We start from the raw sequence: 22167 nt of genomic DNA, 5'->3' as shown, positions 1-22167 counted from the left end.
CCCACATGAGTTAGCGAGGGAAAATATTGTGAGATTTATAGCCTAACATTGTGTCATACATGTCAGTTCTTCTATCTCGGATTAAATCATTATGCTTGTTCCAAATCGGCGCACCACGTGCAGCAACCAAATCAATATCTGCATACAGAATCATTTCTTTTTCTGCATCTGCAACACCCGCGATTGGCCAACCATTGGTGCCTGCAATTAATGAACATCCAAGAAAACGTTCACCTCTATCCGCTCCAACTCGATTTGCAGCAGCGATGTAGACATTATTGACATGTGCAGCAGTCATGGTGAGATATGAGGCCATACACTTACCACTTTCATCAAATAATGGCGGTGGTGTCCAAACCCAATTATTTACACTACAAATAATATCCGCACCTTGTTGGGTTAATATTCTTGGAACTTCTGGAAACCAAATATCCCAACAAATTAACATCCCAATTCTTCCGATCGGTGTTTCAAATACAGGGAAGCCTGTATCACCAGGTGTAAACCAAAGTTTTTCAAGATTCCATAAATGTGCCTTACGATATTTCCCAATAAGCCCGTCAGGTCCGATTAAAACTGAAGTATCAAAAAGACGAACACCCTCTCTTTCTGCGATTCCTGAAACCAAATAAATTGAATGTTTACGCGCAAAATCTTGCCAGACTTGAACACTTGGTCCATTCGGGATTTCTTCTGCGTGATCAAATGCCTCTTTTCTATTTGTGAATAAATAGCCTGTATTTGCTAACTCCGGCATTACGATAAGATTTGCGCCATTGTTGACAGCTTGAAGCGCCAAATCTAATCCATGGCGTAAATTCCTTTCTCGATTTTCCATACCCACTTGTGGATCAAATTGTATAACGGCCACTTTTACTGGGCTAACTGAAGTTTCTTCCATGTTCTTACCTCATTGATTATCCAAATCAACCCAAACGTTTGGGTTGTGTTAAAAATCTAACCCAAACGTTTGTCCTTGTCAAATTTTAAACAACAATCAAATAATTTCTCTAACTTTCAAGGGGGAAAATGCTAAAATGTTGCTTCTGGCTATTGTGGTTTCATATGAATCGATCAAATAAAAATGTAACTTTAAAATTTCTTTCAAAAGAACTTGGCTTACATGTTTCTACAGTCTCAAGAATACTAAACGGCTCTATGGATGATGCCAGTTCCGCTGCCGCCCCAGAAACCATAGAAAAAGTAAAAAAATTAGCAGCCGATTTAAACTACCGACCAAATACTTTAGCAAAAAGTTTACAGAGCCAGAAAACCAATGTAATTGGGGTTTTAGTTCCAAAATTATCAGATCTTGTATTGGCAAATATTTATGAAGGCATTGATGCCGCCGCTACGCAAAATAATTATTTTACATTCGTTTCCAATACCAATGATCTGCCTACCAACCAAAAAAAATTGGGTGAAATGGCCCTTTCTAGAAAAGTAGATGGTTTAATCATTGCAGATGCACATACAGGAACTGAAAACTCGCATCAGTTTTTTAATGAATTAATAGCACGAGACATTCCATTTGTGCTTGTAAGTCGTAGTTTAGAAAATTTTACCTCTGTTACCTGTGATGATTATCTTGGTGGAAGCTTAGCAGCAGAACATTTAATCGCTGAGGGGCATCGTCGGATTGCTATCATTTCGGGTGAAGCTTTTGCGAGTACGGGTCTATTACGAACCAAAGGCTTTAAAGACTATAGCGCCAGTAAAAATATAACGATCCCAGATGACTACATTATCAATTGTGGTTTTGATGTTGATTCTGGCTATCAAGCTGGACTTGAAATTCTATCCAAAAATGAGCTGCCTACAGCAATTTTCACGGTGAATGATTTTATTGCGATTGGCGTAATGGGCGCAATCAAGGATAAAGGCTATATTCCTGGAAAAGATATTGCAGTTATCGGGTTTAATAACATTTCTTTAACAGCTCAACTTCCTATTCCACTTACAACCATAGCTTCGCCAATGTCCGAAATGGGATTCACCGCGATGGAGTTATTATTAAAAAAAATAAATAAGAAGCAAGTAGACTCTATAAAGTTAGTTCCAAAATTAATCAAAAGAAATAGCACTTTAGATTATTTAGTTGAATGATTAAAATAATCTAAAGCTCAATATTCTATTTTATGTCTCTACCAATCGATCCATTTCTATTATTAGATACAATGAAAAAATACCGATTTTTATATTGATAGTAACGTTACACAAAAAGTTCCATAATTGTTGATTCCAGAATAATAACAAGATTGGCTCTTTGATTTTTACTTAATGGAGCAACTAATTTAAAATTGAAAATTGATTTATAAAAAAGATTGGTATTGTCCTAATATTGTATAGTAAATTTTCATAGGTATACCGGCTTATAAGGTTCCATTTGAATCGAGCGGTGAAGACTCGTCTGATTCTCTTTGTATTTTTTGAGTATTAATATTGGTATTTAGAATCACATTAAATAATTTATAGTCAATGTTGTATTTAATACAATCAGATATGACTGTTAAAGATCATATCTGATATAAATGCCCAATACTGGAACCAGACATTGTTCAGATAATAGGGAAAATGTTTATATACACGACAAATATTTTGTCAAAATTCTTGCGTAATTGACGTGTATTATTGGATTTTTGAATCCACATTATATAAATATCCTATGTAAAAATTTCTAGATATGAATTTTATTCATCAACTGTCTCTATATTTCGGATAATGCTGATCCATATTAAAGTTACCATTAAATTTTGCTTTTGTATTAGCGCAGATATTAATAACAGCATCCACTGCCCCTCTAAGGCATGGCTCAGTCCATCCAGCATCCACTGAATACGCTTCGCCGGCAAAAAGAAGACCAGATTCATTACTGTATTTTCTATTATACGAAAGTAATTTCATCGCATTGAAATAAGTTCCAGCTCTATAAAGTTTGCTGCAACCTAAAGAATTTTCATCGGATATCCATCGCTGAACCATTGCCTTTTCTTTAATAACATACTGAGATATTTTTGATTTTATGTTTGTAGATTTTTCTAGAACTCTGTCTAATTCCTCAACACACATATCTACCAAATCAATATCAGAGAAAGCAGACAGTTTTAATGAATCATCCTCCCATGTATAGCTTAATAAAATACAATCATTCTTGTACGTATCACTATACTGATAAGTATAAACATCATGAATAAATGTATCTGTTACCATTATCTGAGGAATTGTATTTTGTCTTAGAAACTCTTTGCTTAAAGGGGCATAAATTTTGCAGCTCGCTTCCCAGTGCGCAGTATTACATTCACCAATAATTTCAAAAGGTAATTGATTATTTGAAAATCCTTCAAGTTTGATTTTCGTCCCGAGTATCCACGATGGTACTGTGACTATTACAGAGTCAAAGTTTTGGTTTAAATATATTGGGGGACCATCTTTGCTACACTGCCACTGAAACTCAACATTAATTGATTTATCATTAAGTTTCTCTATTTTTTTAACTCTAGAGTCCATAAATAAGCCTGTTTTTCTTTCCATTGAGTGATCATAAAAAGAAGGCTGGTCTTTGGATATACTCTCATAAAGTAGGCATTCATCTAATGAAGCAAGGCCCAGATATTGTGGTGACTTATAGCTAACACCTAAAGAATCTTGAACAAGCCCATCGCTATGCATCGCAGATTTTATAACTTCATAGTCACTATTAACTCTGCCATGCACTAACTGAAGATTGCTACCGAATCCAAATATTGAGGTTCTTATTGGATAGAGGCAGCAAACATCATAAAATGCTCCCCAACTTCCGTCGCCAACACCAATAGAATAAAATATTTCAGATTCTTGAGGACTCATACCCAGCCCTCCAAAATCGCCAGGATTATTTTGATTCCATGTTTGGAACGGTTTTATAACAAGTTCTCGAAATGATAAATTGTGATAATTTTTAACAATTGCATGCCACATATCATCCCATTCTTTGGAACCATATTTCTTACTCACCTCAATAGTCATCTGATCAGCAAATTTTCTCCATTTTTTATGTATTTCTTTCAATATCTCATTCGGTGGTAATGTATTACCGTCTGGATTTTTCCATATCACCATTTCTGGTAAATCAGAACCACTTAAAGAACCTTCTCGTAGATAAATCCCTGTTGAGGTTACCCATTGTGTACCAGGATTAGGAAAGTTAGAGATCTTCAAATTAAACTGCTTCGCATAATAAGCCATCAGTGATGAACCTGTCAGCGGATCTGCATCTTTTTTATTAAAGAATGGCATACGCATTGCACCCATCTCAAATGGTGAAAATCCAGCCTCATCAAACTCATTATCAGGGAATTTTGTTAAATGACGACCTCCAATTCGATCACTTTGTTCTATTAAAGTGACTTGAGTGAAGCCACATCTGAGTAATTCCCGTGCAGCTGTTAGACCCGTTACTCCAGCTCCAATTATACAAATTCTATGGTTTTTGGTTAAGCCTTCTGCAACCGCAATGCCACCTGATTGTTCTACTATTTTTCTGTAATTAAAGCAAAGATCTGGAGGACCAGGAAACTCTCCTGACCAATCATCTTGTGCTTTTTCCTTAAACTTAGTAACTACTTCCGATGGGAAATCATAACTTGTTCCGATTGTCATATATTCTCCAACTAATTAAATAAAAGTAATCAAAATTTTCTCTATAAAAGAGAGCTCTTTTTGGCTTTTTCTGATTACTGAATACCCTAAACCATTAAATCTACTTATTTTTGAAACTAATTATTTATAATCCAAGCTGAAAGGTATTTAGGTAACGAATTCCCAATATTACTATCTGGTGCAGCTTCTGCTCGAAGATCGTCTATATCAAACTCTCCTGAATATGCTTTTCGCTTATCATCAGAAATGCCAACGATATAAATAAAGAATTTTCTCATGGATATACGATGTATCGAAATCCCTTCAGCTGGTGTAAGCATTGGAAATCTTATAATTCCAAGTTTTCTTATATTTGTTTTACTTTCTTGTAGATAGACAGCAACAGTATCAACAGCACCTGAATCATTACTATTGAATAAAGCATAAATATAGTTAAACGATGATAATTCAGCAGAAATGGCATATCCGACTGCATAGGCTGTCGGTATGTTTCCTCCATCAAATATAAGACTGTATGGAGTTTGAAAATTATCAGAAGAAGAAACAAATTGTAGCTTGTTTGGGCTAGTTGGTCGTACTATACGGGCTTCTCCATTCACAGTAGCTCCACAGGCTTGCTCAACAACTGTGTAAGGCAATAAACCATTGATATCCTCAAACTCTCCCCATTTTCCATTTTGAAACTTTATTATTTGGTATGGTGCGCCTTCTGGCTCTATGAATTTTTTTTGTCTTGAGAAAATTACTAACCCATCCTTTACACTTACAGCTGTAAGTAATTTTCGATCACCAAATTCTGGGATGCAAAGATGTTCACTAACGCTACCACCATCATATATTATATATCCTGCACCACCATCAATTTGATAAAATACATATGCTTGCCCATCATAATAACAAGGAAAAATTAAATCGATTCCCTCCTTACCACCACTAACTGGGATATTAACAATAAGCTTTTTCCCATTAGGAGTGTCTCCCGTTATACTTAGTTTATTATTTACATCGAGCATAAACTCTAAAAAAGCACGCTTTACCATATAGACTCCATTTTGTAAAAAACAAATAAAATTATAAAAACCGTTATGATTAAAAAAAAATTCAAAAAAATATATAAAGCCCTCCAACACCCTCCTTACTAATTTAAAAAATCACCAACTTCAAATTAAAATATATTTAGCTTATAAATCACATTAAAACAAAAGACCATTAATCTTTTTCACCTTCAAATTAAGCAAAACAATTTCAAAATCAAAACTAAAAATTAATATAAAAAATATAATCAGCAGAAAACCCACCATTAATTTTTAAAAATTTTATTTTTCTAAATAAAAAAATAAATTTTTACTACTTGATCAAATTACAAAACTACAAAATTATTGATTTATATAAATTTAACAAAAAACAAAAACAATTTTCTACAAACCACCAAAAATTTTCTTATTTAAAAATTAGCAAAAACCCTAAATAAATAACATTGACTTATTCTCATAAGCTCAATTACTTTTATGAAACTAATAAGAAAAACTAAAAAGAACCTTGTTTAAAATAATATTTATAGTTAAACTCTTTAATCACTTAAATCAACAATAAAATTATAAAAACAACTACTCTCAACAGATTAAATATAATATTTAATCTAATTCTTAGATGAGGCGTTTAAAGTTTTTATAATGGAGGATTACATTCAATTGTTAACAATACAAATCTAATGTTTCTAGCTTATGGTGAAGGGAAACTTAAGAAACATCATGTTGATGTTTCTATCTCAATAGCGAAAATCACATCTAGGTATAGATTTTAAAGTCTACAAAACGGGTAAAGTTCATCTGAATGCAAATAATTTCGGTACATCCCTAGTACTTACTCATTTTTATAGTTTCAATCATTCAAGGTAGATCACACTAACGGTAATGTATAAAATAATTCGTTTCAAATCGAAATCCGTTTCTAAGCTCACTGCATTTTTAACCAGCTTAATCCTTAGTACTTACGTAAATTGAACTGCTGCAAATTTCATAATTTTTTATTTTATCACTTCTCAGCCCAATATTCTGATCTTCTAACTTTTTCAGATTTACCATATGTCTGACTAGAAAGCACAACTCATCTCATCATAAGACATCATATTGATACATAAAAAAGATTACGTCCTTAATAAAAACCTGCTTAATAGGTAATGGATTGCCTTAATGTCTTAATTAAAAGCTCATATAAATGATCGACCGCTTTTGAATTAAGCGAGGTTCTACTTCTATATACAGATGCTTCCATGGGTGCTAATGGGCCTAGTCCGTGCTCTGCTCCTAAAATTTCTAAATGCTGAGGCGCGCTGCATTGTGTGAAAACTGCGACGGCCAAACCACTTTCAACTGCTGCAATTTGCCCGATTAAACTTGAACTATTATAAACTACACGATAACGACGACCTTGCAATGCGAGCGAATTGATCGCACTTTTTTTGGCTAAACTGGTACTCTCATAAACAGCAATCGGTATCGGATCTTCACGCCATAATTCAAATTGGGGAGAACCTACCCACACCATTGGCTCATGAAACAATAAAGTGCCTTGACGGGGGTTATCCCTTGAAATCAAGGCTAAATCAATCTCGCCATTTTCTATACGTGGGATCAATGAAGTCGATTGTTCACAAATAAATTCTATTTCAACGCCGCTATAACGTGGTGCAAAACGCTTAAGCACTGGCGTTAGATATTTAGCAGCATAATCATCGGGTACGCCAAGTCTAATCCGACCGGTTAACTCTTCTCCATTAAAAGCCATTTGTGTTTCATGATGTAGATCAAGTATCCGTCTTGCATAACCTAAAAGAAGTTGCCCTTCAGAAGTAAGTTGAATTTGTCTATGCGTTCTAACTAAAAGTTGGCATTTTAAAGCACCTTCCAATTTTTTTAACTGCATACTGACAGCGGACTGTGAACGGTATAGCTCAGGTGCTGCATTGGAAAGAGAACCTGTATCAACAACTGCGACAAAACATTTTAGCCAATCAATCTGTAGATTTTGTAGATTCATGATCACCCCCAAATTATTCGATTTTCGAATAGTATATGCAAGAATTATGCGCTTTTCATTCTAACTTTCTAAGTCCATAATTTATTAAGAAAAGAAGGAAATTTCCCCTAATTTCCATCAGCGATCATTAGGTATATAGCTCATTAGAAAATTTAAAAAGATAAGGAAATTATTTTGTCGAATGTTAACCCAGATATTTATAGTTTAAGTTATTCCCAAGTTTGGTCAGGCTTTAAAAGCCTTCTTCCAATTTCATCTTTCGTGGTGATTTTTGGGGCTGCTTTCGGTTTAGCAGCAACGCAAACAGGACTAGACAATAGCTCCATTATGTTAATGAGTAGCTTTGTTTTTGCGGGGGCATCTCAATTTGCGACTTTAGAACTATGGGGCGTGCAAATATCACTGATTCCCTTAATAGTCACAGTTTTCTTTATCAATGCTCGGCACCTTTTAATGGGCGCATCTCTTTATCCTTGGTTACGGCACCTGCCTCCCATCAAACGATACAGTATCTTGCTGGTTATTTCTGATGCCAATTGGGCACTCTCACTACAAGCATTTAATCGTGGTGAATCAGGGATGGGCTTATTGTTTGGAGGGGGTCTTGCGCTTTGGCTCGCGTGGGTTTTAGGCACAGGACTGGGTTTCTATTTTGGTAATGTTATTCATCATCCTGCTTTGCTGGGATTAGATATGGTCATGGCTTGTTTTCTACTGGCGATGGTTGTCGGTGGACAAAAAAATCTCAGAATACTCATCATCTGGACAATCGCAGCCTGTAGCTCATTATTGGCTTATTGGTACTTACCAGAAAATAGTCATGTCGTTGTGGGTGCCTTATTTGGCGGAATTGTCGGAATTTTCTGGAAAGAGAAACAGCTATGAACCTAGAAATTAGCACCACTTATCCATTAATTATTATTTTTATTATGGCCATTGTGACATTAGCCACTCGCTGGGGTGGTGTTTTGATTATGTCTTATGTACCTATTAGCGATCGTGTGCAACGATTCATTAATGCAATGTCGGGATCTGTACTGGTTGCACTTTTGGCCCCTATTGCGGTTGAAGGTGATCATGGCGCTCGTTTGGCGTTACTGACAACATTGATCGTTATGCTACTGCTTAAAAAACCACTGTTGGCGATTGCAGCAGGAATATTGGCAGCAGCCTTATTCCGTCAGTATTTTGTATGAAATGATAGGGTGCTCAAGAGATTTAGGGAATTTATGGCGCATGTTGTTGTGTACTCTTAGTCCTAAGTTTTAATCCAAGATAAGCAATACCATATTTTGTTCAACCAACATACTCTACCAACGCACTAATTTTATTTTTAAGCGTTTTCACCAAACTGATAACGCTTTCATCAAGCCCTATAAATCTCACTTTGTCACATTTAAAAATCACCATCAGAATCAAAATTTTAATCAGCTTTACAAATTCTATCTTTTGAGTATAGCTATTGATTTTAAAATAAAGCACGTATAATCCGCACTTGCTTTTTTTCTATCTTTTTCAGGTTGCCTGTATGTCTGAGCTCCAATCTTTAACGCCTCGTATTTCGGTCGCTCCGATGATGGATTGGACAACTCGTGACTATCGTTTCTTTGCACGTTTGTTTAACCCCAATATTATCCTCTATACAGAAATGGTCACCACAGGTGCAATCATCTATGGCGGAGCAAATCGTCATTTGGACTATAACCATGAAGAACATCCAATTGTTCTACAGCTCGGTGGTTCAAATCCGAAAGATCTTGCAACTTGTAGCAAAATGGCTCAAGACTGGGGTTATGACGAAATCAATTTAAATGTGGGCTGTCCAAGTGACCGCGTACAAAACAATAAGATTGGTGCCTGCTTAATGGCAGAGCCTGACTTGGTTGCAGAATGTATTGCTGAAATGCGTAATGCAGTTGATATTCCAGTTACTGTAAAACACCGCATAGGTATTGATGACATGCAATCTTATGAAGAGATGCTACATTTTGTCGATACCGTTGCGAAAACTGGATGTGATAATTTTATCGTACATGCCCGTATTGCTCTGCTTCAAGGCTTATCACCAAAAGAAAACCGCGATGTTCCACCTCTACGTTATGACGATGTTTATCGTTTAAAACAAGAGCGTCCTGAGTTGCTGATCGAGATCAATGGTGGGGTTAAGACTTTTGCTGAAACGCAAACACATTTAAAGCATGTTGATGGCGTCATGATTGGGCGTGAGGCTTATCACAACCCTTACCTCTTGGCAGAATTAGGTCAACTTTGGAATTTAGACTTACCTGATCGTTTTGAAATTATCGACCAAATGCTGCCTTATATTGCCAAACGTATGCAAGAAGGCGCACCTCTATCGATTATTACACGCCATATTTTAGGCTTATTCCAAAACCTTCCCGGTGCTCGTAAATGGCGTCAGGCTTTAAGTGGCGGTAATGCCAAAACATTTGCAGATGTTGAAAATGCCATTATCAATATTAAAGAAGCGATGAAGCGTACAGAGGATTATATTCGTGAACAGTCTGTCTGATCACGACTGAAAATTTCTACGATTCTATACAATCTTAATCTACAGCTATCTTTTCAATCAAACGATGGTCTTTAAAGATCATCGTTGAAACTGTTTGATCATATATTCAGTACATCGCTGGATGACACCATCTGCTTTTTTACTCCAGACCATCACAACATCAGACCATGTATTTTCAGCGTCCAAAGCAATCAGTCGTACCTGTTTAGGTAGAATATGTCTAAATTCTTCAGGAACAATACAAATTCCAATTTCAGCAGCCACCAATTGCAATTGCGAAACTTTACGCGACTGAACCGCCGCTTTCTTTGGAGAAAAACCTGCACTTAGGCAAAGGTTTGCAACCAAGTAACTTAATCCGCCCCGTTCCGCATGTGGTGTAGAAACAAAATTTTCATGTCTTAACTGTTGGATTTTAATACTGCGTTCTGAAGCGAGTATATGATTTTGATGAAGTGCAACATATAAAGGCTCAGGGTAGAGCGTGGTTGCATATAACTCATCTAAGCGATTTAAAACAGGTGGGCGAATAAAACCGACATCAATATTTCCTTTCATCAGTGCAAGAATTTGGTCTTCAGATGACAAGGTATTGATCTCGAAATTAACATTGAGATGCTTTGAGGTTTGATCAAATACTTTGACTTTTTCTAAGCTCATGGTAATAGTACTTGAGTGTGCAATTTTGATGAGTCGATTTTTTCCATCTGCAATATCTTTAGAATTTTCAATAATATGATCTAAGTTCAGTAAATTATTTTTAATTTGAGCATAAAAGAACTGCCCTGCTTGAGTGAGTTTTATTTTTTTATCACTGCGGTCAAAAATTTCAAATCCTACTTCGTCTTCCAAAAGCTTGATCTGACGACTTAAAGCAGACTGGGCAATAAACAACTTTTCAGAAGCCGCAATAAAACCACCTTCCTCTACGATTCTAATCAAATAATTAAATTGTTTGAATGTCGCCATACCCATCTCAAAATTAGATCAATCCTGCTTTTTTCTATATTAGATTAGATTGTTTAATTTCACTAGACTTTACTTAAAGCGACTTAGATTAGAGAGAAATAGTATGAGCATATCCAAACAATTACTGGTTTTTATTTGTATTATTTGCGCTGTTGTTTTACTCAATCTTTATGATGGTTTTATCGCAAAACAAACAGGCAAAGTGCCCCAACAGCCTGAGTTTATTTATTTACAGGACTGATTAAGCGGAACAGATAAAGTATGTTTTTTACAAGCGCGTGCAAGATTTCACTAAAGCATACTTTTTTATATTGGTGACGCATGTTGTGGTGCTTTTTTTAAAATCATATTGGTAAGTAATATACTTGCCAGCAAGCTCATCACTTACAAAGGCGTCTTTTCGAAAATGAGCACGTATAATACAGCCGTGTAAATCAGGCGCAGCATACACGTTTATGCTTTCAACATATTTGCTGTGTTGTTGAATATTGACATTCCAGCCCAACAGTTGCTTGATCTTTTGAAACTCTTCTTGTTTGCTAATCTGTTGGATATTTTGCAAATTACAGACTTGAATTGCATCTGCTTGAGGTTGAAGGATTGACCATCCCAACAAGTTCTGTATATCACGCATTATTGTTTTAGCTTCATCCAATTGGTTGACCGACTGAAAATGACGAACCGTTGAATAAAGGTAATATCCAATTCCGCCAATCAACAGGATCGCCAATATGCTTATTTTAAGATCGGGGATAGGTCGATTAAAAAGCCGCTTCATTCTCTAAGCTGTCCATGTTTATGGTCTGAATGCTATAGCGCATTTCAAGCGACTTTTCAGCATAGTTAACGACCAAACTTATTTAAACAACGCCAATATTTATCTTTAAATAGGCTGACATCGATTTCAAAGTTGTTCTGATATTTTTCAACAACCTGATCTATAACTTTGGCGGGTTTTCTAAACTCTTTACAAGCAAAATACATGGTTCTTAAGTTATTACCGGTTTCTCGTCCAATATTTAAATATCCTTCAAAATCCTTTAGCTCATTTAATAATTCTTCTTCAATCTCATTAAGCAACTCATAATCTGTTGCAGACGGCATACCACTTGAGTTCTGACCAGCATAAGGTATTTCTATCAGCAGCATCCACGGATGAGAAGCCTTTTGATCCCATGTTAAAAGGGTACTGTTTAAGATCGCCACCAAAGGCAACCCTTCATTGGTCTCCCCCTCCAAACTGATATATTCATCTTCATCAGTACTTGAACGGGTTATTTTGTCTAAGCGAGAAATTTCACTGTTCTTTAAAATTAAAATATTCTTTAAACGATCGATAGACATTAATTCTTTTTCAGCATCTTGTCTGAATTGTAGCGAAACTTGATCTAGCTTTGTGATCGAATCATATTCACCCAAATAATTATCCAAAAAGATATAAACCGCTTGTAAGAATTCAGCTTTTTGAGCTTCATTATATTGATCATGCACAACCACAAGATCAGTTTCATCTGGATATTCTTCATGGTCTTTTAAATAAAACGATAGCGTTTTTTGACTAAACTCATGACCATGCATACCAATACTGGTTTGCTGAATATCACTTGCGGGTTTAAGTGCGGTAAATTTCCAGCCAGGAATTTCAGGGGCTGCTGCCACCAACTCCTCTACAAATACAATATTTGCCACAACACCATCTGGCGTTAAAATCAATTCAGCTGTTTGTGGGTCAAGCATCCCGGTAAGGAAAAAAATTCCACCATGAACTTTGGCCAATTCAGGCGATAATTTATCAAAGAAATCCGCCTGAATCGTATCTTGATTTAACTCATCTACAATACGATGGAAATCCTGCTGATGCTGCTCAAACCATTGCCAAAATTCAGCATAGCGGTTTCGATTGATTTGTATTTGTTGTTCTTTCTTTCCAAATAACTTTTTGAAAAAACTCATTTTGATTGTTCTCTGTTATTGCGTTTATTTCAGATTAATTTAACTGAATTTTTATGATTTTTAAATGCATCTAAACTTTTACTTAAAAATACCAAGCGCTTATTTGATCCGATCTAACTTTTTCAACACTTCTGCAACGGCGACCATCGCAAAACTAGAAGTCACCACCACAGCCGAACCATATCCACCACAACGCAAGCCTGCACTCGCACACACATCAGCACTGGAAAAAGGATTATCAATTGAATACACACACGTAATGCCAAATTTTTCTTTTGGTTTCTTACAAATGCCTTTGGCGCGCAACTGGCTCCGCAATTTTGCAAGCATCGGATCTTGTTCTGTTTTAGATAAATCAGCAACACGAATTTTTAGAGGATCAAGCTTACCACCTGCCCCACCCGAAACAATCAAAGGAATTTTATTAAACCGACAATGTAGCATCAGTGCAAATTTTGCTTTAACGTCATCGATGCAATCTAAAATAATATCGGGAACATTTTCTAAAATTTCTTTCACATTGTCTGGGCTGAGATAATCATCAATCAAATTGATCTTGACCCGAGGATTAATTGAACGGCAACGTTCCGCCATCACTTCAATTTTCTCATGGCCTAAAGTTGAGGTCATTGCAGGCAGCTGTCGGTTGATATTTGAAGCAGCCACTGAATCCATATCGACCAGTGTTAACTCGCCAATTCCTGTACGTGCTAAGGCTTCAACCGCCCATGAGCCGACCCCACCAATACCGATCACCATGACATGACTTTGTTCATAGTGATTGAATGTATCTTCTCCATAAATTTTGGCTACGCCTGCAAAACGGCGCTCATATTCATCATTTTGGAAAAGTTCAGTCATGTCTAATATCAACTCAAAAATACCCCGCTATTTTACTCATTTATCAACAGCGTGTCTTGTTCCAACACAATAAAAAAAGCCCTGCATTTTATACAGGGCTTGGAGAACTGAAATATATCGTGATTTATTGATTAGGCTATGAAGCGATTAAATTACGCAGTACATAATGCAAGATACCACCTGCTTTAAAGTATTCCACTTCATTCAAAGTATCAATACGGCATAACACTTTGAAACGATCTATTGAACCATCGACACGTTTAACCTCCACATCTAAACTTTCATGTGGTTGTATGTCATCAGAAAGTCCATAAATCGACAGTTGCTCATGCCCAGTTAAGTTGAGTGATTGACGGGTTTGACCATCTACAAATTGCAACGGTAAAACCCCCATACCAACTAGATTTGAACGATGGATTCGTTCAAAAGTTTCAGTAATCACCGCTTTTACTCCTAAAAGGTTGGTGCCTTTCGCCGCCCAGTCACGTGATGAGCCTGTACCATATTCCTTACCTGCAATGATGACCAACGGCGTTCCATCTTGCTGATACTTCATCGCAGCATCGTAAATGGCTAACTTCTCATCTGTCGGGATATAGAGGGTATTACCACCCTCTTCGCCATTGAGCATTTCATTCTTAATACGAATATTGGCAAAGGTTCCTCGCATCATCACTTCATGATTCCCACGACGAGATCCATAAGAGTTAAAGTCCTTTTGATCGACACCTTGCGCTTCTAGGTAACGCCCAGCTGGACTGTCTTTCTTAATATTCCCCGCTGGAGAAATATGATCTGTTGTGACTGAGTCACCAAGAACGGCCAAGATATTTGCATTGAGAATATCTTTAATTGGTTTCGCGGGTTGATCAATACCTTCAAAGAATGGAGGATGACGAATATACGTTGAGTTTTCATCCCATTCATAGGTTTCAGAATCAGGGATTTGAATTGCTTGCCATTTTTCATCACCATCAAAAACTGCCGCATATTCTTTATGGAACATGGCTGTATTCACTTTTTGCAGCACCTCATCAATCTCGATTTGACTCGGCCAAATATCTTTGAGATATACCGGTTGACCTTGCTGATCGTTCCCTAATGCTGTGCTGGTAATGTCACTACGAATGGTACCCAATAAGCCAAATGCAACCACCAAAGGCGGTGATGCAAGCCAATTGGTTTTTACCAATGGATGTACCCGCCCTTCAAAGTTTCGGTTGCCTGAAAGTACCGATGCAACATTCAGGTCATGGCACTGAATAGCATCTTCAATCGGTTGTGGCAAAGGCCCTGAATTACCAATACATGTGGTACAACCATAACCAACAAGGTTATAGCCCAACTGGTCTAAATAAGACATCAAACCTGCCGCTTCCAAATAATCGGTTACGACTTTAGAACCTGGTGCAAGAGAGCTTTTCACCCACGGCTTACGTTGAATACCTTTTTCGATGGCTTTTTTTGCCAACAAACCCGCAGCCAACATCACACTTGGATTAGAAGTATTGGTACATGAAGTAATCGCAGAAATCACCACATCACCATCGGTCAAAGGATAACGTTTACCATCAATTACACAATGCGGTTCTTCATTTTGTAAAGCAGACTGTTTTGAATCAATTGCTGTACCTGCACCACCTTCATTGGCTAAACGTTCTTTTTCTTCACCTTTAGCCGGCTTAAGATCCAGCGCCATTAAGGCACTGAAAGTTTGTGGGATATCAGGCAATGCCACTCGATCTTGCGGACGTTTCGGTCCAGCAACACTTGCTTCAACGGTTCCCATATCCAAAGCAAGCACATCTGTAAATACAGGTTCATCCCCGGTATGACGCCATAGACCTTGTTCTTTACAATAAGCCTCAACCAATGCAATACGGTCTTCTTTACGACCCGTTAAACGCATATACCCTAGAGTGATTTCATCAATCGGAAAAAAGCCACATGTTGCACCATATTCGGGTGCCATATTGGCAATGGTTGCTCGGTCTGCAAGAGGCAAAAATGCCAACCCATCACCATAAAATTCAACAAATTTACCCACCACGCCTTTTTTACGTAGCATCTGAGTAATGGTTAAAACCAAATCCGTTGCGGTAATCCCTTCACGCAATTTCCCTGTCAATTTAAAACCAATCACTTCTGGGATCAGCATTGAAATCGGTTGTCCAAGCATGGCCGCTTCGGCTTCAATCCCCCCCACACCCCAACCCAATACACCTAAACCATTGATCATTGTGGTGTGTGAATCTGTACCAACTAAGGTATCGGGAAATGCAAACACCTCACCATCACTTTCACCCAGCCACACTGCTTGAGCTAGGTATTCTAAATTGACTTGATGGCAAATCCCTGTTCCGGGCGGTACCACACTAAAATTATCAAAAGAAGACTGCCCCCAACGGAGGAATTGATAACGTTCTCCATTACGTTGCATCTCAATTTCGACATTCTCATCGAAGGCATGATCTGTCCCAAAGTGATCCACCATCACAGAGTGGTCAATGACCAAATCCACTGGAGATAAAGGGTTAATTAAGTTGGGATCTTTATTGGCTTTCTGTACAGCTGCACGCATCGCAGCCAAATCAACCACAGCAGGTACACCAGTAAAATCTTGCATCAAGACCCGTGCAGGGCGATATTGGATTTCTTGATCTGAAGTTTTATTCTTTTGCCAATCGACAATCGCCTGAATATCGCTTTGCCTCACGGTTTGATCATCTTCAAATCTAAGTAAATTTTCCAATAATACTTTGAGTGATTTAGGCAATTTTGAAATATCACCTAAACTCGCTTGAACCTGTTTTAAATTAAAAATTTTATACCTTGTATCCCCTACAGTTAAGTCTTGTAGAGAATTTAAACGATTGATATGACCATATTTTGCCATTGGTTGAACCTCCAGCTTGGCGTTAACTTTCTTATTGGCTACTTGGAGTACTTATTTAAATCTAAGACAAATATTTATTTTAGGTGTTGTTGATTGGTTATTTTTATTCAAATTTACATCGGTAAATATGGGGTCTGTTGACAATTCGTTAACGTTTGCGACTACGTGTGTTTTTTAGGCGATACTAGGCACGAAATACGAAATTTAGTCATTCTAAATGATGAGAAACATCGTTTCGCAAGGTAACGACGTAGCGGCAAAAAACACGCTAGTCCCCCGCTGCGCCTTGCGCTGCAAACAAAGCAGTGCTTTGTTCTTGCTCAGGGTTGTGGCTAAAATTATCTCAGCCTTCGTTATGAAACTCGAAAATAGTCTCGCTATTCTCTTCGTTTCATGCCTTGCCTGCTCAATTTTAACCTACAACGCAAGCCATTTATGAAATGGCAACAGACCCTAAGCATTCATGTGAGTTTTTCCACAACACACCTGCCAATGTTGCTTGATCCATTACCAAACTTTCAGCTAAACCCGCCAAGACAAAAGGCAAGTTCACTGGTGTATTACGGGTATGCTGCTGGTCAGACGTCTGGCAACACAGTGGTGTCATATCTGGACAATCGGTTTCTAGCACTAAATGTTGCGCACCAACCGCTTGTACAACTGCATGCAGTTTTTTGGCATTTGGATTGGTGATTTGTCCTGTGACACCCAGTTTAAAGCCTAATTTAATAAAGGCTTTTGCCTCTTCTATCCCGCCACTAAAAGCATGTGCAATACCACCATGTTTAAACTGGTGCTGTTTCAACATTGCAAGCACGTCAGCATGTGACTTACGAATATGTAGAAGAATGGGTTTATCGTATTGTTGGGCAAGTTCAATTTGGGCTGAAAAAAAATCTTGTTGTTTTTGAAAAATTCCAGCTTGTTTATGCTGTTTAAGAAACGTGTCTAAGCCGATTTCACCAACCGCAATACACGCTTCAGTTTTCAGTATATTTTCCAAAGCATTTAAATGCTCTAAACGGTGTTGTTCGATATAAAAGGGATGCAACCCCGGCGCAAGATGGCTACGAGGCGCATTATTTAGCTGATTTAAAAATTGCTGAGTGTCTATCAAATCTTGAAAGCGTTCATATAGAAACCCAATCAAAATCAAATGTTCTACACCCACCTTTTTTGCTTGATACGCCAATTTTTCTCGATCCAGATCAAAATCAGGAACATCAAAATGCGTATGCGTATCAAACAAAGGCCAAGGCATTAGGATTTCGCTTTACCACTTGCAACAGGTGTAGAGCTGCTTGGCTGATCAACTTGCATCTCCGCTGGGAAATATTGACTTTTCAGCACGCCTTTTAACTGATCGTAAGGAATCATCAAACGCGGTAAGCCAACAACATAAGGCCCTATATCATATTCACCATATTGTAAAATCAGACCTTGTTTACCCAAATAGAAATTGTCTGATAATGTAAACTTCCACGCCTGTTCATATTCATTGACGCTTTCAGCAAGTTTTGAATCGATAACCCAAGTTTTAAATGCATCATGTGCCAATTTTTCAAATTTAGCTTTTTGATTGGCTTCAATGATTTGATCCAAGCCAACTTGTTTTTTACTCACCAAATCAAAGTTAAAATAGGTTTGCGCAGATGCCCCATGTGCCCCGCCTAAATAACTACTGGTATTTAATACCACCGTCGCTAAAGGTTTATCTGAGTTTAAAATTTTAGGACTTAAACTAATCGTGATCTGGCCACTTGCCCCTAATGTTTTAAGCTCTTTATCCATCTCAAGGAATGAATTTGCATAAGGTTGCACCCGCTCTTGCAATTGCTGAACAGGGGTTTTATTGGCTTGCACCTCACTTGCTGAAGCTTGTGAAGCCGTTTGTTGCTGATCTGCATCTTTTTTTGCTTTACTCAATTGCGCGATATCCAGCATTTTATCCAGATTATCAAGAATCGCTTGATCAATCGTTTCATCAACAAAAGCCTGATTACTTTTTAGTCTTTCTATAGAAAACTCAGGGCATGTATTGCCATTACACTCAGGCAGTGTCAATTTTACTTTTTCTGTATCGCCCTGTAATAACATTGATGTATCAGGCACTTGAGATGCAGCACTTTGATCAACTGTTGGTTCTGCTTTTTTCGAGTCAGATTTTTGACATGCAGTTAACCCTAAAGTGATCACCAGAATTGAAAGCGCTAAAGTACTTTTTTGATTTAACATTTCACAAACCTATCCAACGAATCAAGCCAAGATTTTTTAATCTCTATATTCATTAGCCTATTCTTCTCTATACAAATCCTCAATCAAAATTTGTATGAAAATTGAAGCGTTATTGCAATACGTGACTCAAGTTTATTGATTACTGAGTCAATTTAACAAGGACCAACTGATCTTAACCGCTCTGCTTTAGAATCCCGCTAAAATTGGCAGAATGATCAGAATACACCTTAGAACATGCGTTGATACACTTCAGGCTTGAGTATTTTTTGCGTCTGTTCTTTGCTCAAATAAATATCCAACTGGGTACCATCTTCGACAATTTCATTGGCGCGATAATGTAAGCCAACACCTTCACCATCAAAGAACCAATCGGCTTGCCCCCAATATAACTTTTTAGGCGCATTCTTTTTCACATCGCTATTTTGCTTTTCCAACCATTCTGCATATTTTTCTTGGACCCAAGTATTCAGTTGGTTCTGATGTTTGGCATCAATCACATCTAAAATACTTAAGCTTTTCTTCAATTTCCGGTCAGCAACAAAAAAGTATTGTCGTTCTTTGATACTGACATCTGCTTGTAAACTATTGACTGAAACTTGCAACAAAACATACTGATTACGTTGTGAAGCCATACGCGTTTGCATATGCAGTTCAAAGGCTTTATTTTTCGGGAATTCTTCTTGCCAAGTATCTGACTTTTTGACAAAAGCATTAATGGCCTGTTGTAAGGTCATATTCTGTTTTAAACCAATCTGTGCCTGAATCACGTTGGACTGACTATTTGCAATCCACTGATTTAACCAATTGTCTTGGGTTTTAATGGTTTGAATATCAATTTCAATGCAATTGTTCTTTTCACAAAACGGTAAGGCATAATCAGCTTTGGTTTCTTGAATATTTAAATAGGGTAAAACTTCAGCGGCTTCTTGTTTGGGTTGTAATACAGAACCATCTTTGTCCTGATCTTTTTTAGAATCACATGCAACCAAAACCATTGTACTTAAGCAAAGCACTGAAATTATTTTTTTTGAAAATTGCACTGCATAAATCCCTTTGGACAAAAAGCATTGTATTTTGATACAAAAACAGCTTCACAAGGAAGCTGTTTTTACATTTTGCAATAAGTTAGCTGAACTTAATGCTCACGTGTAGAACGGAATTGAATATCTGGATAACGCTCTTGCATTAATTGTAGATTCACTCGGCTTGGTGCGAGATAAGTTAAATGCCCACCACCATCGACAGAAAGTTGGTCATGTGCCTTTTTCTTAAATTCATTAAATTTCTTTTCATCATCACAAGAAACCCAACGCACTGTGTTGATGTTCACTGGCTCATAAATACAATCTACTTTGTATTCTTCTTTCAAACGATACGCCACCACATCAAACTGAAGTACACCTACAGCCCCAACAATCAAGTCATTGTTGATTTGCGGCATAAACACCTGCGTTGCACCTTCTTCTGAAAGCTCTTTTAAACCCTTTTGCAATTGTTTAGATTTCAATGGATCTTTTAAGCGTACACGGCGGAACATTTCAGGTGCAAAGTGTGGAATCCCCGTAAAATGGAGTTTTTCACCAGAAGTGAATGTATCACCAATCTGGATCGTACCGTGGTTATGTAAACCAATGATATCGCCAGGCCAAGCTTCTTCAAGTTGCTCACGTTCACCGGCAAGGAATGTCAATGCATCACTGATACGCACATCTTTACCAATGCGCACATGATTCATCTTTAAACCTTTTTCATACTTACCTGAACAGATACGCATGAAGGCAATACGGTCACGGTGTTTTGGATCCATATTGGCTTGGATTTTAAATACAAATCCACTGAAGCCTTCTTCCGTTGCTTCAACAGTACGTTCATGTGTTGGATGCGCTTTTGGTTGTGGCGCCCACTGAATAAATGCATTTAATACATGGTCAACCGCAAAGTTACCTAACGCTGTACCGAACAGTACTGGCGTTTGACGACCTGCTAAAAACTCCGCTGGATCTAGCGGATCATTCGCCATTTGCACCAACTCTAAAGACTCTTCAAATGAAGCAAAGGCCAGATCACCGACTTTTTCACGAATGTCTGGATAGTCATAGCCATCACGAATTTCAATATCTGTAATGGTCGAACCAAAACCCGCTTTATATACATAAAGCTTATTTTCAATGATGTTATATACACCCGCGAAGTCACGCCCCATACCCAATGGCCAAGTAATCGGCACACAACGGATTTTAAGCACGTTTTCAATTTCATCAAGCAATTCTAATGGCTCACGGATTTCACGGTCCATTTTGTTGACGAAAGAAATGATCGGGGTATCGCGCATACGACACACTTCCATCAATTTGATGGTCCGTTCCTCGACCCCTTTTGCACCATCAATCACCATCAACGCGGAGTCAACAGCAGTCAAAGTACGATAGGTATCTTCAGAAAAGTCTTCATGTCCCGGTGTATCAAGTAAATTGATGACATGATTTTTATAAGGGAACTGCATGACTGAGGTGGTAATCGAAATACCACGCTCTTTTTCCATTTCCATCCAGTCAGATGTCGCAGAACGGTCAGACTTTCGACTTTTAACCATACCTGCAACTTGGATTGCTTTACCCCACAATAACAGTTTTTCTGTCATTGTGGTTTTACCAGCATCGGGGTGGGAAATAATAGCGAAGGTACGTCGCTGAGCGACTTGCGCCGCTAATTCATCTTTAAACATAAAAAATCTACAATATGTACACAGTTATGTACACATTTATAAATATGTACTTGAACTGGAAAATGGGAATTCAAAAATTGGCGATATTGTATCAGATTTAGCGTCGTTTTTAACGATTGTTGCTAGATCATTAAGCACTTTGATCGCACAGACATCGCAAAAATTCCAGAAAGAGGATGAGCGATACAGACGACAAGCAAATGGTTTTAAAGATCAACGTAGATCTCAATATACAGTGGCGATGGTTAAGTAAAACGCGATTACGCTCAGCTTAAACCTCGTTTGAATGATCGTGCTAGGTCTTTAGCTGGCTGAATA

The 22167-nt window shown here is 37.6% G+C and carries 18 protein-coding genes; 5 read left to right on the top strand and 13 right to left on the bottom strand.

Translation table 11 applies throughout. From position 1 onward, the window contains the following. Positions 1–10: 10 nt before the first annotated feature. Entirely contained in the window at positions 11–901 is an 891-nt protein-coding gene (locus tag AS4_RS02995) for a nitrilase family protein (RefSeq protein WP_056513738.1), read from the bottom strand. A 164-nt stretch (positions 902–1065) separates the two neighbouring features. On the opposite strand from AS4_RS02995, the gene AS4_RS02990 reads away from it, so the two are divergent. Next, positions 1066–2106 carry a LacI family DNA-binding transcriptional regulator gene (locus AS4_RS02990; RefSeq protein WP_167468924.1) on the top strand — a complete coding sequence of 347 codons (1041 nt, stop codon included), beginning with the start codon at positions 1066–1068 and terminating at the stop codon, positions 2104–2106. A gap of 591 nt (positions 2107–2697) precedes the next feature. Here the strand turns inward: AS4_RS02990 and AS4_RS02985 are convergent. From AS4_RS02985 to AS4_RS02975, 3 genes are all read right to left on the bottom strand, one after another. Continuing rightward, complete coding sequence (locus AS4_RS02985) at positions 2698–4638, bottom strand: flavin monoamine oxidase family protein (protein ID WP_096733005.1); 1941 nt, start codon at positions 4636–4638, stop codon at positions 2698–2700. A gap of 116 nt (positions 4639–4754) precedes the next feature. Beyond that, on the bottom strand, positions 4755–5678 hold the full coding sequence (locus AS4_RS02980) for a hypothetical protein (protein WP_096733003.1): 924 nt from the start codon (positions 5676–5678) through the stop codon (positions 4755–4757). A gap of 1129 nt (positions 5679–6807) precedes the next feature. Continuing rightward, a complete protein-coding gene (locus AS4_RS02975; protein ID WP_004818983.1) occupies positions 6808–7677 on the bottom strand; it encodes a LysR family transcriptional regulator in 870 nt (289 codons plus the stop codon). Between the two features lie 174 nt (positions 7678–7851). Between AS4_RS02975 and AS4_RS02970 the strand changes: the two genes are divergently transcribed. The 3 genes from AS4_RS02970 to dusA all read left to right on the top strand — a co-directional run bounded on the left by AS4_RS02970 (position 7852) and on the right by dusA (position 10210). Then, positions 7852–8562 carry an AzlC family ABC transporter permease gene (locus AS4_RS02970; protein ID WP_096733001.1) on the top strand — a complete coding sequence of 237 codons (711 nt, stop codon included), beginning with the start codon at positions 7852–7854 and terminating at the stop codon, positions 8560–8562. Next, positions 8559–8873, top strand: a complete 315-nt coding sequence (locus tag AS4_RS02965; protein WP_004723188.1) for an AzlD family protein — start codon at positions 8559–8561, stop codon at positions 8871–8873. The genes AS4_RS02970 and AS4_RS02965 overlap by 4 nt, the downstream gene beginning before the upstream one ends. Positions 8874–9205: 332 nt before the next feature. Then, positions 9206–10210 carry a tRNA dihydrouridine(20/20a) synthase DusA gene (gene dusA, locus AS4_RS02960; protein WP_096732997.1) on the top strand — a complete coding sequence of 335 codons (1005 nt, stop codon included), beginning with the start codon at positions 9206–9208 and terminating at the stop codon, positions 10208–10210. Positions 10211–10288: 78 nt separating this feature from the next. On the opposite strand, the gene AS4_RS02955 is transcribed toward dusA, so the two are convergent. Then, complete coding sequence (locus AS4_RS02955; RefSeq protein WP_096732995.1) at positions 10289–11179, bottom strand: LysR family transcriptional regulator; 891 nt, start codon at positions 11177–11179, stop codon at positions 10289–10291. 103 nt (positions 11180–11282) lie between these two features. Here AS4_RS02955 and AS4_RS21690 point away from each other — a divergent pair, with 103 nt between their 5' ends. Continuing rightward, positions 11283–11420 carry a hypothetical protein gene (locus AS4_RS21690; RefSeq protein WP_167468923.1) on the top strand — a complete coding sequence of 46 codons (138 nt, stop codon included), beginning with the start codon at positions 11283–11285 and terminating at the stop codon, positions 11418–11420. Positions 11421–11447: 27 nt separating this feature from the next. Here the strand turns inward: AS4_RS21690 and AS4_RS02950 are convergent, their stop codons facing one another. The 8 genes from AS4_RS02950 to AS4_RS02915 all read right to left on the bottom strand — a co-directional run bounded on the left by AS4_RS02950 (position 11448) and on the right by AS4_RS02915 (position 21849). Next, positions 11448–11957, bottom strand: coding sequence for a hypothetical protein (locus tag AS4_RS02950; protein WP_096732993.1), 510 nt, complete (start codon positions 11955–11957; stop codon positions 11448–11450). 65 nt (positions 11958–12022) lie between these two features. Then, positions 12023–13132 carry a DUF695 domain-containing protein gene (locus tag AS4_RS02945; RefSeq protein ID WP_096732991.1) on the bottom strand — a complete coding sequence of 370 codons (1110 nt, stop codon included), beginning with the start codon at positions 13130–13132 and terminating at the stop codon, positions 12023–12025. A gap of 99 nt (positions 13133–13231) precedes the next feature. Beyond that, on the bottom strand, positions 13232–13993 hold the full coding sequence (locus AS4_RS02940; protein WP_096732989.1) for a tRNA threonylcarbamoyladenosine dehydratase: 762 nt from the start codon (positions 13991–13993) through the stop codon (positions 13232–13234). A gap of 136 nt (positions 13994–14129) precedes the next feature. Continuing rightward, entirely contained in the window at positions 14130–16889 is a 2760-nt protein-coding gene (gene acnA / locus AS4_RS02935) for an aconitate hydratase AcnA (protein ID WP_096732987.1), read from the bottom strand. A gap of 433 nt (positions 16890–17322) precedes the next feature. After that, entirely contained in the window at positions 17323–18150 is an 828-nt protein-coding gene (locus tag AS4_RS02930; RefSeq protein WP_096732985.1) for a TatD family hydrolase, read from the bottom strand. Beyond that, the gene (locus AS4_RS02925) at positions 18150–19124 is read right to left on the bottom strand and encodes an RsiV family protein (RefSeq protein ID WP_034609772.1); all 975 of its coding nucleotides are present in this window, start codon (positions 19122–19124) and stop codon (positions 18150–18152) included. The genes AS4_RS02930 and AS4_RS02925 overlap by 1 nt, the downstream gene beginning before the upstream one ends. A 227-nt stretch (positions 19125–19351) precedes the next feature. Beyond that, the gene (locus AS4_RS02920; protein WP_096732983.1) at positions 19352–20119 is read right to left on the bottom strand and encodes a hypothetical protein; all 768 of its coding nucleotides are present in this window, start codon (positions 20117–20119) and stop codon (positions 19352–19354) included. A 140-nt stretch (positions 20120–20259) separates the two neighbouring features. Beyond that, a complete protein-coding gene (locus AS4_RS02915; RefSeq protein ID WP_004723253.1) occupies positions 20260–21849 on the bottom strand; it encodes a peptide chain release factor 3 in 1590 nt (529 codons plus the stop codon). Positions 21850–22167: the final 318 nt, after the last annotated feature.

This window comes from Acinetobacter guillouiae (assembly GCF_002370525.2).
Taxonomy (GTDB): domain Bacteria; phylum Pseudomonadota; class Gammaproteobacteria; order Pseudomonadales; family Moraxellaceae; genus Acinetobacter; species Acinetobacter guillouiae.
The sequence above is the reverse complement of the archived record's forward strand: the minus strand, read 5'-3'. Positions and strand labels throughout refer to the sequence as shown.

What these genes read in the sequence shown, in the direction of transcription:
- AS4_RS02955 (WP_096732995.1), bottom strand. Translation starts at nt 11,179, where the DNA reads ATGGCGACATTCAAACAATTTAATTATTTGATTAGAATCGTAGAGGAA.
- AS4_RS02915 (WP_004723253.1), bottom strand. Translation starts at nt 21,849, where the DNA reads ATGTTTAAAGATGAATTAGCGGCGCAAGTCGCTCAGCGACGTACCTTC.
- AS4_RS02995 (WP_056513738.1), bottom strand. Translation starts at nt 901, where the DNA reads ATGGAAGAAACTTCAGTTAGCCCAGTAAAAGTGGCCGTTATACAATTT.
- AS4_RS02920 (WP_096732983.1), bottom strand. Translation starts at nt 20,119, where the DNA reads ATGGTTTTGGTTGCATGTGATTCTAAAAAAGATCAGGACAAAGATGGT.
- AS4_RS02975 (WP_004818983.1), bottom strand. Translation starts at nt 7,677, where the DNA reads ATGAATCTACAAAATCTACAGATTGATTGGCTAAAATGTTTTGTCGCA.
- acnA (WP_096732987.1), bottom strand. Translation starts at nt 16,889, where the DNA reads ATGGCAAAATATGGTCATATCAATCGTTTAAATTCTCTACAAGACTTA.
- AS4_RS02980 (WP_096733003.1), bottom strand. Translation starts at nt 5,678, where the DNA reads ATGGTAAAGCGTGCTTTTTTAGAGTTTATGCTCGATGTAAATAATAAA.
- AS4_RS02945 (WP_096732991.1), bottom strand. Translation starts at nt 13,132, where the DNA reads ATGAGTTTTTTCAAAAAGTTATTTGGAAAGAAAGAACAACAAATACAA.
- AS4_RS02950 (WP_096732993.1), bottom strand. Translation starts at nt 11,957, where the DNA reads ATGAAGCGGCTTTTTAATCGACCTATCCCCGATCTTAAAATAAGCATA.
- AS4_RS02925 (WP_034609772.1), bottom strand. Translation starts at nt 19,124, where the DNA reads ATGTTAAATCAAAAAAGTACTTTAGCGCTTTCAATTCTGGTGATCACT.
- AS4_RS02940 (WP_096732989.1), bottom strand. Translation starts at nt 13,993, where the DNA reads ATGACTGAACTTTTCCAAAATGATGAATATGAGCGCCGTTTTGCAGGC.
- dusA (WP_096732997.1), top strand. Translation starts at nt 9,206, where the DNA reads ATGTCTGAGCTCCAATCTTTAACGCCTCGTATTTCGGTCGCTCCGATG.
- AS4_RS02990 (WP_167468924.1), top strand. Translation starts at nt 1,066, where the DNA reads ATGAATCGATCAAATAAAAATGTAACTTTAAAATTTCTTTCAAAAGAA.
- AS4_RS02985 (WP_096733005.1), bottom strand. Translation starts at nt 4,638, where the DNA reads ATGACAATCGGAACAAGTTATGATTTCCCATCGGAAGTAGTTACTAAG.
- AS4_RS21690 (WP_167468923.1), top strand. Translation starts at nt 11,283, where the DNA reads ATGAGCATATCCAAACAATTACTGGTTTTTATTTGTATTATTTGCGCT.
- AS4_RS02930 (WP_096732985.1), bottom strand. Translation starts at nt 18,150, where the DNA reads ATGCCTTGGCCTTTGTTTGATACGCATACGCATTTTGATGTTCCTGAT.
- AS4_RS02965 (WP_004723188.1), top strand. Translation starts at nt 8,559, where the DNA reads ATGAACCTAGAAATTAGCACCACTTATCCATTAATTATTATTTTTATT.